Here is an 11,258-nt window from a genome sequence, read left to right on the forward strand (position 1 = left end):
TCCGACCTAGATATATACCTTAGCGTGAATGGAGCGAGATGCCTCAGCTTGCGGGCAAGGTGGCACTGGTGACCGGAGGAAGCCGCGGCATCGGTGCCGCGACGGCCCTCCGACTGGCGGAGGAGGGCGCCGACGTCGCCCTGACGTATGTGAGCGCGGCCGACAAGGCCCAGGAGGTCGTCAAGTCGATCGAGGCCCTCGGACGCAAGGGCCTGGCCATCCAGGCCGACAGTGCGGACCCGGCGGCCGTCGTCCGGTCCGTCGAGCAGACCGCGGCCGAGCTCGGCCGGCTCGACATCCTGGTGAACAACGCCGGGATCTTCCCCTACGGCCCGATCGAGGGCGTGACGCTGGAGGAGATCGACCGCACGCTGGCCGTCCATGTGCGGGCCGTCTTCCTGGCCACCCAGGCCGCCATCCCCCACCTGGGACACGGCGGACGCATCATCAGCATCGGCAGTTGCTGGGCCAACCGGGTGCCGGTGCCGGACGTGACGCTGTACGCCATGAGCAAGTCGGCGCTGATCGGCTTCACCAAGGGGCTGGCCCACGACGTGGCGTCCAAGGGGATCACCGCGAACATCGTGGACCCCGGGCCCACCGTCACCGACATGAACCCGGACGGCACGGACGAGGCCGAGGAGGAGCGTCTGAGGACCGCGGCGAAGGTGCTGGGCGCGGGGGCCGACACCGCGAAGGCCGTGGCCTTCCTCGCCGGTCCGGACGCCCAGTGGATCACCGGTACCTCACTGGCGGTCGACGGTGGCTACACCGCCTGACCGCGACCGGGTCGCCGGACGGCGACGGACAGCGAGTGACGGTGCGTCGCCATGACCACCGACGGACCGGCGACACGGACGAGGGGAGGAGCGATGGCGTGGGTGATCCTGACGGTGGCCGGTCTCCTGGAGATCGTATGGGCCCTGGCCCTGAAGGAATCGAACGGCTTCACCAAGCTCTGGCCCAGCATCATCGGCGTCACCTTCTCCATGCTGAGCTTCGCCCTGCTGACCTTCGCCCTGCGTGAGGTGCCGGTCGGCACGGGCTACGCGGTCTGGGTCGGCATCGGCGCGGCGGGAGTCGTCTGCGCCGGCATCGTCCAGGGAGAGGCCGCGTCCGCGGCCCGGCTGGCCTGTGTCGTGGCGATCATCGCCGGAGTGGTGGGGCTGAGGCTGCTGGAAGCCTGAGCCCGCCCGCCGCGGTCACCCGGTTCCGCCCATCCAGGCCCCCGTCCCGACGCGGGGGCCTGGATGCAGACGTGCGAGAAGCGAAATCGCGACAACCACACACCGGTATCCCGACAATAGGCCACTGACTCGTGACAAGAACATTTCAGTCAGCTTGGGTATGCGTGAATGGGGTGGATCCCCCCAGCTCCGGTCGGACTCACTTCTCAGCAATACGCACCGCGCCAGGCACACTCTTCCCGCCCAGCCGCCCAGCCGCACCTGGGGCCTGCCACCGAGCCGTCTCGGACAGGAGGCCGGAAGTAATTCAGTGACGTGATCTGTTGAGGTTTCGGATGTTGATGGGCAACGATGTGAAATCCGCCGCGCCCGCGTTTCCGGGCAGAGAGACCATCCTCTACGAGATACGACAGGCCCTCGGGCGAACGGCGTCCGGGGGCGGCAGCTGCCTCGTCGTCGAAGGCGCCGCGGGGACCGGAAAGAGCGAACTGCTGCGCCTGGCCGGGATGCACGGGGAGGCCGCGGGCTTCGCTCTCGTCGCCGGCACGGCCGTACCACTGGACACCGGAGCCCCTTTCGGCACCCTGCGCCGCGCCCTCCGGGAGAACCTCCCCGCGCGGGACTACGCCCTCCTCACCGACCGTCAGTCCTTCGATCCACTCGCCCCGGTCGACCGCATCGTCGAGTTCCTCCGGCGCCGCACCCGAATCCGGCCGCTGCTCGTGGCCCTGGACGACGCACACCTCGTGGACGATCTCACCGCCGACGCCCTGCGGAATCTGATCGACGCCTCGGACTCGCTGCCGGTCCTGTGGATACTCGCCCGCGGCGCTTCGCGCACACCCGGCCATGCCCAGGAGACCATCGACTGGCTCATCCGGGAAGGGGCCGCACGCCACCGGCTGGAATCGCTCTCACCGGAAGCCGTGGCGGAGATATCCGCGGAACTGCTCGGCGCGTGCCCCGACGAGGACGTCCTCGCCCTGGTGGCCCGCGTCAACGGAAATCCCTTTCTGCTCAACGAACTTATCGCCACCTCCCTCTCCGACGGAAGAATCTCCGTCCAGGACGGTGTCGCCGTCCTCCTCGACGCCGAGCCCGCGCCCGCGTTCCGGCAGGCCGTCGTCCATCATCTGCGCGGGCTCTCCCACGAGTGCCTGCGGATTCTGGATGCCGTGGCCGTGCTGGGGCCGAGGTTCTCCATCCACGAGGCCGCCGGGCTGCTGGGCCGCAACCCCGTGGAACTGCTGCCGCTGATCGGCGAGCTGATCGCCGCATCGGTGCTGGAGGACGAGGGGCCCACCCTCTCCTTCCGCCACCCGCTGGTCCGCGAGACCCTGTACGACCGGCTCTCCGGGCCCACCCGGACCGCCCTGCACCGGGAGGCCGCCGCCGCCCTGTGGCGCGAGGGCCGGCCGGCGCCCACTTTCCTCGAACACCTGATGCTCGGCGGGCGCGGCGAGGGCGACGACCTCACCCCGGCCGCCCCGCCCCGGGAGGCCCGGTTCGTGCCGTCGGCCGGGCGGTTCGCCCTGGCCGGCACCGCCGGGGGAACCGCCACTTCCACCGCCCCGCCGCCCGCCCGGTACGCCGAGCTGATGTACCGGACGACGCTGCGGTACTCGGCCGCCCAGGTGCAGGGCCTCCACGGTCAGATGGTCGCGCACGCCCGCGCGGCGCTGCGGATCGCCCGCGATCACGGGGACCGGACGAGCCTGGCCCACCACCAGCTGTGGCTGGCGGTCGCGCTGACCGCGTCGGACGAGTTCGACCAGGCCGGTGAGATCCTCGCCGAGCACTGCGACCCGTCCGACCACGAGGCGCTGCCCTGGGTGCGGCCCATGTGGCACTACCACCGCGCGCAGCTGAAACTGGCGGCCGGGAGACTCCAGGACGCCGACGAGGACGCCGGCGAGGCGGTGCGTATCTGCGAGCGGCTCGCCGCCCCGTCCCTCGCCGTCGGCCCGCTCGCGCTGCGCGTCCGGGTGGCGGTCCACCGCAACGAGCTGACGGAGGCCCACCGCCATGCCGACCACGCCTCCGGGCTGTCGGCGGCCGCGAGCGGTGCGGCGCTGGAGGAGCTGTCCTGGGTGAAGTCCCTGCTGCACAGTGCGGAGGACGACCGGGAGTCCGCGCTCGACACCCTCACCCGCGTCTACTCCGGCGTCCCGAAGCGGCCCCTGCTGCTGACCCGGGAACCGCACGCGGGCGCCTGCCTGGTCCGTACGGCGATGAGCGCCGGACACTCCGAACGCGCCACGGCCGTCGCCGAGGCGGCGCGCCTGGTCGCCACCCGCAACCCCACGGTGACTTCGGCGGTCGCCGCCGCCGCGCACGCCGAGGGCGTCCTGTGCAACGACGTGGACCGGCTGCGCGCCGCCGTGTCGGCGTACCGGTCCGGGCCCCGGCCGCTCTCGCTGGCCGCGGGCACCGAGGACCTGGCGACGGCGGAGAACGACGCGGGGGCCCGGAGCACGGCGATCGGGCTGCTCAACGAGGCACTGGCGCGCTACCAGAACCACGGCGCCCGGGGCGACGCCCTGCGCGTACGCAAGACCCTGCGCTCCCTGACGGTGCGCCGCCGCACCCGGGGGCGGGACCGGGACCTGGACCCGGTCGAGGGACCCCGGGCCCGGTGGAGCCAGCTCACCCCGTCCGAACTGCGCGTCGTTCGGCTGGTGGCGCAGGGGCTGACCAACCGGGAGGTGGCGGAGAAGCTGTTCCTCTCCCCGCACACCGTGGACAGCCATCTGCGGCACAGCTTCACCAAGCTCGGGGTGACCAGCCGGGTCGAGCTGACCCGGCAGGTGCTGACCCACGAGGAGGTCCCGCCGGCCGGCTCCGCCTGAGCCGCGCCTCCGCGGTCTCCTCCGCCCCCTGTACTCCTCCGCTTTCGCTCTCGCCGAGTTCACGAGAACACGTGATGCCGCGTATCCCGTGCCCCAACACACTTGAGCCGTCCAAGGGTTGGTGACGCAACGGCAGAGAGGCACTTCATGACGAACGCGATCGGACCCAACTTCCTCACCCTCCAGGTCCGTGACGTCGAACGGGCCCGGCGCTTCTACACGGAGGTGATCGGCTTCAAGGAGACGGAGTCCAAGGTCCCCACCGCCGCCGTGCTGGAGACCGAGCCCATCAAGATCGCCCTGCGCCAGGCCACGGTGGACCTGGACTCCGTGACGGAGCTCGGCTGGGGCGTCGTCCTGTGGATCAAGGCGAAGGACCCGGACGGTCTGGCCAAGACGGTGGCCGACCACGGCGTGACCATCACGAAGCCGCCGTGCGACGGGTTCTGCGGCCGGGAGTTCCAGTTCAAGGACCCCGACGGTTACGAACTGACGGTCTACGAGGGCTGATCCGGCCGCTCCCGACCGCTCCCGACCGCCGCCGCACGCCCCCGCGCGGGCGGCGGCGGTCGCGGGGAGGGCGGTCGCGGGGAGGGCGGTCGCGGGGAGGGCGGTCGCGGGGAGGGACCCGTGGCACGTTCGCCCAGGTCCCGTCGCACTTCTCCCGGGGCTCCGTCGCGCTTCTCCCAGGCCCCCTCGCACTTCTTCCAGGGCCCCGTCGCACCTTCTCCCGGGGCTCCATCGCACCTTTCCCAGGGCCCGTCGCGCCTCTCCCAGGGCTCCATCGCACTTCTTCCAGGCTCCATCGCACTTCTTCCAGGGCTCTTCGCCCCTTCTCCCAGGAAGGAACGCATGCGCGAAAATACCGGCGTCATCAGCATGGGCCTCGCGCCGGCGGCTCGGATGCCGCTGCGCGCCCGGCTCCGGCTCCTGGCCGAACCCACCCTCGGGGTGGGCAGTTTCCTCGATCATGCCCGTGCCGTCAGCCCCGACCCGTCGGCCCCCTTCCTCCTCGCGCAGCACACGCAGCACACGGAGGGCCCGGAGGAGGACGGTCTGGAACGTCTGAGCCTCGACCGGCTGACGGAGATACGTGATGCGTACGCCTCCTGGTACCACGAGGCCGGCGTGCGCAAGGGCGACCCGGTCGGCGTCTACGCCGGCGAGGGCATCGACGCCTTTCTGCACTTTCTGGCGCTGAGCTCCCTGGGCGCCATCGCCGCCCTGGTCAACGGCCGGATGAAGCCGGCCGTGGCCGCCGAGTACCTGGGCCGGATCGGCGTGTTCGGCCTGGTCGGCACGGCCGGGGGGATCGACCGGCTCCGCGAGTCGGGCGGGCTGCCGAAGACCCTGGCCTTCGAGAAGGACCTGCGCTCCTTCCCGCGCACCCGGACCGCCCGGCCCTCGCTGCCCGGCGTCTTCCCCTACCGGCACGGCGAGGACGACCTCGTGATGCTGTGCCACACCTCCGGCACGACCGGGCCGCCGAAGGCCGTCACCTTCGGCCACCGGCAGTTCTTCCGCGGCAAGCGGCACCGCCTGGTGAGCTTCCCCGACGCGGGGGCCAACAGGATGCTGTCCGCACTGCCGCAGACCCACTCGGCGGGCATCAGCTATCTGATGACGGCCACCCTGCTGGGGCTGCCGACCCTGGTCATGGCGGACTCCTCGGGCGAGGCGGTGCACGACGCGGCCGGGTGGTTCCGGCCGACCCTGGTGGTCGCCTTCCCCCAGACGTACGCCGAACTGGCCCGGCTCGACCTGTCGCCCTCGGCGGTCGGGAACGTCCACACCTGGATCAACACGGGCGACTCCGCGCACGAGGCGCACATCAAGGCCCTCATCCGGCACGGCCGGCGGCCCGGCAGACGGGGTTCGCGCGCCGGCTCCCGGTTCATCGACGGACTCGGCTCCTCCGAGATGGGCATGGCGCTGTTCCGCAAGGTCAGCGAGCCGGAGCGACAGGACTACGACCGGTGCGTCGGCAAGCCGGTCAAGGTGGTCGAACGGGCCACCGTGCTCGATCCCGACGGCCGGCAGCTCGGCCCCGGCCGGGCGGGCAGGCTCGGCGTCATCTCGCCGACCCGCACGCCGGGTTACTGGGGCAACACCGAGCTGACGGGGAAGTCGTCCGTCTCGGGCTTCTGGCTGACCGGGGACATCGTCTACCGGGACCGGCGCGGCCGGTTCTTCCATCTGGACCGGGTGCCCGACGTCATCGACACCGCCGAAGGGCCGGTCTACAGCCTGCCGATGGAGGAGGCGATCCTGCTCGGCCGCCCCGAGGTGGCCGACTGCGCGGTCGTCGCGGTCGACGCTCCCCCGCCGCTCGGCAAGCAGGTGCCCTTCGCCACGGTCCTACTGAAGCCCGGGGCGAAGGCTCCGGCCGACCTCCTGGCCTCGCTCAACGACGTACTGCGCGCCCGGGGGCTCACCGGCCTGAGCGCGGCGGTGCTCGCCACCGAGCCGGAGCACTTCCCGACCGGCGCCACCGGCAAGGTCCTCAAGCGCAGCCTGCGCGAACACTTCGCCGACGTACTCGTCCGGCCGTCGCCGGGCACCGAGGAGAGCAGCTCATGACCCGCTACCAGTTCGACCCCGAACCGACCGGCGACGTTCCTCCGCCGGTCCGTATGTACGAAATGCTCTACAGCTCCCTGGTGAGCCAGCTGATCATCGCCGTGGCGGACCTCGGTGTCGCCGACGCCATCGGCGACGAGGTGCGCCATGTGGACGACATCGCGGAGCGGACCGGCACCCACCCGGGTGCGCTCTACCGGGGGCTGCGGGCGCTGGCGAGCGTCGGGGTCTTCACGGAGGTGGAACCGCACTCCTTCGCCCTCACCCCGCTGGCGGCCACGCTGCGCAGCGACGTACCGGGGTCGATGCGGGACCTGGCGCGGTACGTCGGTCTGCCCCAGCGGCAGAACTCCTTCGGGGCGCTGGCCCACAGCCTGCGCACCGGGAAGCCGTCCTTCAACCACCTGCACGGCACGGACTGGTGGACGTACTTCTCCGAGCACCCGGAGCTGGCCTCGCTGTTCAACAGCGCGATGAGCAGCATGTCGGTGATGGTCAACTCCAGCACGCTGGACGCCTACGACCTGTCGGACGTGCGCCGGCTGGTCGACGTCGGCGGCGGTCACGGGCGGCTGGTGGGCTCGCTGCTCCAGCGCTACCCGGAGATGACCGCGGTGGTCCACGATCTGCCGCGGGTGGTGCCGGACGCGGAGGCGGTCCTGGCCGGTCTGGGGCTCTCCGAGCGGGCCGAGTGCGTCGGCGGGAACTTCCTGGAGTCGGTTCCGGCGGGCGGTGACGCCTACGTACTGTCCTGGACGATCCACGACTGGGACGACGACGACGCCGTACGCATCCTGCGCAACATCCGGCGGGCGCTGGGCGGTTCGGGGCGGCTGATCATCATCGACGAGGTGCTTCCGGAGGGCGACACCCCGCACTTCGGCAAGTTCGAGGACATCGTGATGCTGACCCTGCTGACCGGGCACGTGCGGACCGAGGCCGAGTACGTGGACCTGTTCGAGAAGGCCGGGTTCCGGCACAAGGAGACCCGGCCGACCCGGGCGCCCACGAGCGTGATCGTGGCGGTGCCCGCTTAGGGCCTCTCGTTTGGATCATGTCGGGCTCGCGGGGTCCGACCGGATCCAAGCGAAAGGCCTGGGCCTGCCGATGAACGGCCCGGGGCCCGGGGAACCGATCGGTTCCCCGGGCCCCGGGCCGTCGTGATGACCGTCGGCGGTGGGCGGGCCTACTTCTCCAGGCAGAATTCGTCGATCGCGTAGCCGACGTGCCGGTCGGCGGTGGGCAGGTGGCCGAGGACGACGTCGCCCGGCCGGAGTTCGGTGCTGTTGTGCACGACCCCGCCGGGGCCCAGCACCCGGACGTGCCAGTCGTCCTGGAGGATCAGGTTGACCGTGGTCCCGTTCGCCGCCACCGCGTCCACCGAGAGCAGCGGACGGCTCTCGATCTTGACGCGGCCGACGGCGACGACCCGGGTCTGGCCCTTGACGTCGACGGCGAGCACCTTGCTGCCGGCGGTGAGTTCGCTGAGGTAGTGGGTGCGTGAGTTCTGGGACAGCGTGTACGAGTGGATGGCGCCGGCGTTGACGCGGAACGGCCGGGTGGGCATGTAGGGCAGCGGATGGGTCTCGCTGACACAGAGGATCATGCCCTTGGAGTGCGAGCCGACGAGGATCCCCTCGTCCTGGCGGAAGTGCGTGACGGTGTCGACGCAGGCCCGCTCCCCCATGCCGATGTGGGCGGTGGCGGTGATGGTGAGCTCGACCATGTCGAGGTCGGGGGTACGGGAGACCGCCGACGCCTTGAGGCCGGTCGCGTCGCCGACCTTCGCGGGGGCCATCATCACGCCGTCGGAGCCGAGTTCCAGCACGCCGAAGATGATCTCGGCCTCCTCGACGTCCTGGGCGAGGGTGACGATGCTGCCGGTCCCCTTGGCGGCCTTGCCGGCCGCGATGACGATCTCCAGCGGGATCTTCGTGGGGTCGCGGAACCACAGCAGGCTCCACCGCTCGGTGGCGGCCGCCCGGCAGGCCACCTCCAGGGTCGGGGCGTCGACGATCTCCACGTACCGGCCGAACTCCACGCCGGGGTGGCGTGCGGCGAGAGCGGCGGGCTCGCCGTGCTGCTCCGGCCTGACGATCACGATGTCGGCCTGGCCGAAGTCCTCCGGGAGTTCCGGGCCGTCGGGGAAGAGCACCTTTTTCACGGTCGGCGGGAGATCCGCCAGGTCCGCGGCCGAGGACGCCACCACACCGTCCAGCCGCTGGTGGACCGCCTCCTCCAGGATCGCGGGGGTGAGGTCGTTCTTCTTGCGCAGATCGAGCCAGCAGAGCTTCATGGTCCTCTTCCTCAGTGAGATCGGGATGGGGCGAGGTGGTGACTCGGTGGTCCTAGGGCAGCCGGTGCGGGGCCGGGCCGGGAGTCCCGGCCGGGCCGTACCCGACGGGCGGGGCGTGCACCAGGTCGGCCACCTGACGGGCGCGTTTGCCCGGGTCGTCGGCCTGGAAGATGTTGCGTCCCATGGCGAGCCCGCCGACGCCGGTGTCGAGGATGTCGCCCACCGCGTCGAGGAGTTCCTCGGTGGTGGCGGCGGTCTGTCCGCCGGCCACCAGGACGGGGACCGGGCAGGCGCTCACGACGTCGGCCAGGTCCGTCACCGAGCGGGGGCAGGGGACCTTGACCAGGTCCGCGCCCAGGTCGGCGGCGAGGGTGGCGACATGCTTGATGAGCACGAGGTCCCGGGGATCGCTGATCTCGGGGCCACGCGGATACATCATCGCCAGCAGCGGGATGTTCCACCGGTCGCAGGCGTCCGCGACGGCGGCCATGTCGGCCACCTGGGCGGCCTCGCCGGCGGAACCCACGTTCACATGGACGCTGACGGCGTCGGCGCCCAGGCGCAGGGCGTTCTCGACGTCGCTGACCAGGTACTTGGCGTCGGGGTCGGGGGCGTACATGGTGCTCACGCTGAGGTGCACGATCAGCGAGGTCCTGGTGAAGGGCTCCGTGTCGAGCCGGCGCAGGGTGCCCTTGTGCAGCACGATCGCGTCGACCCCGCTGTCGGAGAGCCGGCCCACCATGTGGTTCAGGCCCGCCGCGGAGGCGATGGGCCCGTCGGTGACGGAGTGGTCCAGCGGGACCACCAGCAGCCGGTCGGGAGAGTTCCGGTAGAGCTTGCGGGCGCGCAGGCGCGCGCCGAACGAGCCGTTGAGCGTCATGGGGGTGCTCCTTCTGCGCTCGTCCCCGGTCACGCCGTGACCAGCGTCTGCGCTTCGATGTCGTCTCGGCCGAGGCCGAACTCCTGGTGCAACGCGTTGACCGCCTCCGGCACCCGGTCCAGGGGGATGATCACCGAGACCCGCAGGTTGGTCGAGGAGACCCAGCTCGGGGCGGTTCCCAGCCGGGCCAGGACGGCGAGGAGCCGCGCGGTGCAGTCGGGCCGGTTCAGCAGGCCCACCCCCACCAGCGAGACCTTGCCGACCTTCTCGTCCACCTCCGTCTCGCAGCCCAGGTGTGCGGAGATCCTGCCGATGGCCTCCCGTGCGGCGGGCAGCCGGCTGCCGGGCACGGCGAATCCCATCCGGAAGCCCGGACCGTCCGGGACGCCGAAGGAGAGCAGGTCGATGGGTACGGCGGACCGTGCCAGTTCGGTGAGGACGTCCGCCGCGAGACCGTTCCGTGCGCGGTCCGAGCGGGTGAGGGCCATCGCGATGTTCATGTCGTGCGCGACAGCGGTGACGGGTCCCTGCGTTTCGAGCATGTCGGTGCTCCGTCCGAGGATGATGGTTCCGGGTTCTGCCGAGAACGAGCCGCGTACCACCACGTCCAGATCGTTGGCCGCGGCCAGTTCCACCGCACGCGAATGCATCACCCGCGCCCCGGCGAAAGCCATTTCGGCCATGACCGCCGCATCGACGACTGGCAGCACGCGCGCTTCCGGTACGACCCGGGGGTCGGCGGTGTAGATCCCCGGAACGTCCGTGTGGATCTCGCAGGCGCGGGCGCCGAGCACGGCCGCCAGCGCCACCGCGGTGGTGTCCGAACCACCGCGGCCGAGTGTGATCACGTCTCCTCTCCCGTCGTCGCCCTGGAAGCCGGAGACCACGACGATCCGCCCGCGCCGCAGTTCGGCGCGCAGGCGGCCCGTATCGATCGCGGAGATCATCCCCGCGCCGTGCGTACCGCTCACGCCGATGCCCGCCTGCGGCCCGGTCAGGGAGACGGCGGGCAGCCCCCGGTCGTGCAGGGCGATGGCGAGCAGCGCGGCGGCGGCGTTCTCCCCCGTGACGAGCAGTTGGTCGAGCTCCCGGGGCGGCGGCGCGGAACCGAGCTCCGCGGCCGCCGCCAGGAGGACGTCGGTCTCCTCGCCACGGGCGGAGACGACGACCACCGAACCCCGCTCCGCGGAATGGGAGCGGGCGACGGCCTCCGCGACCTGGCGGATTTTCTCGGGAGTCGCCAAGGAACTCCCGCCGAACTTCTGGATCGCTGCTGGCATATGTCCTCGCACCGGATGATCGGGGCACATGACGTTGCGCGAATTCATTTCTACACATCGGCGATGAGTACCGGATCACGGATACACGTGATGTACGGGGTCGGCGTTCCGGAAATCCCCGGACGCCCGAAGTCCGCCCGCAGGTCGCCGATATCCCGCGTTGGCGTGATGTGCCGCCGGCCCGAT

The 11,258-nt window shown here is 71.3% G+C and carries 9 protein-coding genes; 6 read left to right on the forward strand and 3 right to left on the reverse strand.

What is annotated here, in order from left to right:
• The first annotated feature begins 38 nt into the window (after positions 1 to 38).
• The 6 genes from ACGF2Y_RS06220 (at position 39) to ACGF2Y_RS06245 (ending at position 7,653) form a co-directional block, all read left to right on the forward strand.
• Entirely contained in the window at positions 39 to 779 is a 741-nt protein-coding gene (locus ACGF2Y_RS06220; protein WP_359151746.1) for a 3-oxoacyl-ACP reductase family protein, read from the forward strand.
• Positions 780 to 872: 93 nt separating this feature from the next.
• On the forward strand, positions 873 to 1,187 hold the full coding sequence (locus ACGF2Y_RS06225; RefSeq protein WP_392943517.1) for a DMT family transporter: 315 nt from the start codon (positions 873 to 875) through the stop codon (positions 1,185 to 1,187).
• A gap of 341 nt (positions 1,188 to 1,528) precedes the next feature.
• The gene (locus ACGF2Y_RS06230) at positions 1,529 to 4,036 is read left to right on the forward strand and encodes an AAA family ATPase (RefSeq protein ID WP_392943518.1); all 2,508 of its coding nucleotides are present in this window, start codon (positions 1,529 to 1,531) and stop codon (positions 4,034 to 4,036) included.
• A gap of 147 nt (positions 4,037 to 4,183) precedes the next feature.
• On the forward strand, positions 4,184 to 4,546 hold the full coding sequence (locus ACGF2Y_RS06235; RefSeq protein WP_030078093.1) for a VOC family protein: 363 nt from the start codon (positions 4,184 to 4,186) through the stop codon (positions 4,544 to 4,546).
• A 342-nt stretch (positions 4,547 to 4,888) separates the two neighbouring features.
• On the forward strand, positions 4,889 to 6,616 hold the full coding sequence (locus ACGF2Y_RS06240) for a class I adenylate-forming enzyme family protein (protein WP_392943519.1): 1,728 nt from the start codon (positions 4,889 to 4,891) through the stop codon (positions 6,614 to 6,616).
• The gene (locus ACGF2Y_RS06245) at positions 6,613 to 7,653 is read left to right on the forward strand and encodes a methyltransferase (protein WP_392943520.1); all 1,041 of its coding nucleotides are present in this window, start codon (positions 6,613 to 6,615) and stop codon (positions 7,651 to 7,653) included. Before ACGF2Y_RS06240 ends, ACGF2Y_RS06245 begins: the two co-directional genes overlap by 4 nt.
• Positions 7,654 to 7,802: 149 nt before the next feature.
• Here ACGF2Y_RS06245 and ACGF2Y_RS06250 read toward each other — a convergent pair whose 3' ends face one another.
• The 3 genes from ACGF2Y_RS06250 to ACGF2Y_RS06260 are packed head-to-tail and all read right to left on the reverse strand — an operon-like array spanning position 7,803 to position 11,072.
• Positions 7,803 to 8,912, reverse strand: a complete 1,110-nt coding sequence (locus tag ACGF2Y_RS06250; RefSeq protein ID WP_392943521.1) for a 3-dehydroquinate synthase II family protein — start codon at positions 8,910 to 8,912, stop codon at positions 7,803 to 7,805.
• Positions 8,913 to 8,964: 52 nt separating this feature from the next.
• Positions 8,965 to 9,792, reverse strand: a complete 828-nt coding sequence (locus ACGF2Y_RS06255) for a 2-amino-3,7-dideoxy-D-threo-hept-6-ulosonate synthase (RefSeq protein WP_392943522.1) — start codon at positions 9,790 to 9,792, stop codon at positions 8,965 to 8,967.
• 29 nt (positions 9,793 to 9,821) lie between these two features.
• Positions 9,822 to 11,072 carry an aspartate kinase gene (locus ACGF2Y_RS06260; RefSeq protein ID WP_392943523.1) on the reverse strand — a complete coding sequence of 417 codons (1,251 nt, stop codon included), beginning with the start codon at positions 11,070 to 11,072 and terminating at the stop codon, positions 9,822 to 9,824.
• Between the last annotated feature and the right edge of the window lie 186 nt (positions 11,073 to 11,258).

The organism is Streptomyces sp. NPDC048142, from assembly GCF_043202835.1.
In the GTDB taxonomy this organism is placed as follows: domain Bacteria; phylum Actinomycetota; class Actinomycetes; order Streptomycetales; family Streptomycetaceae; genus Streptomyces.

What these genes read in the sequence shown, in the direction of transcription:
- ACGF2Y_RS06220 (WP_359151746.1), top strand. Translation starts at nt 39, where the DNA reads ATGCCTCAGCTTGCGGGCAAGGTGGCACTGGTGACCGGAGGAAGCCGC.
- ACGF2Y_RS06225 (WP_392943517.1), top strand. Translation starts at nt 873, where the DNA reads ATGGCGTGGGTGATCCTGACGGTGGCCGGTCTCCTGGAGATCGTATGG.
- ACGF2Y_RS06230 (WP_392943518.1), top strand. Translation starts at nt 1,529, where the DNA reads ATGGGCAACGATGTGAAATCCGCCGCGCCCGCGTTTCCGGGCAGAGAG.
- ACGF2Y_RS06235 (WP_030078093.1), top strand. Translation starts at nt 4,184, where the DNA reads ATGACGAACGCGATCGGACCCAACTTCCTCACCCTCCAGGTCCGTGAC.
- ACGF2Y_RS06240 (WP_392943519.1), top strand. Translation starts at nt 4,889, where the DNA reads ATGCGCGAAAATACCGGCGTCATCAGCATGGGCCTCGCGCCGGCGGCT.
- ACGF2Y_RS06245 (WP_392943520.1), top strand. Translation starts at nt 6,613, where the DNA reads ATGACCCGCTACCAGTTCGACCCCGAACCGACCGGCGACGTTCCTCCG.
- ACGF2Y_RS06250 (WP_392943521.1), bottom strand. Translation starts at nt 8,912, where the DNA reads ATGAAGCTCTGCTGGCTCGATCTGCGCAAGAAGAACGACCTCACCCCC.
- ACGF2Y_RS06255 (WP_392943522.1), bottom strand. Translation starts at nt 9,792, where the DNA reads ATGACGCTCAACGGCTCGTTCGGCGCGCGCCTGCGCGCCCGCAAGCTC.
- ACGF2Y_RS06260 (WP_392943523.1), bottom strand. Translation starts at nt 11,072, where the DNA reads ATGCCAGCAGCGATCCAGAAGTTCGGCGGGAGTTCCTTGGCGACTCCC.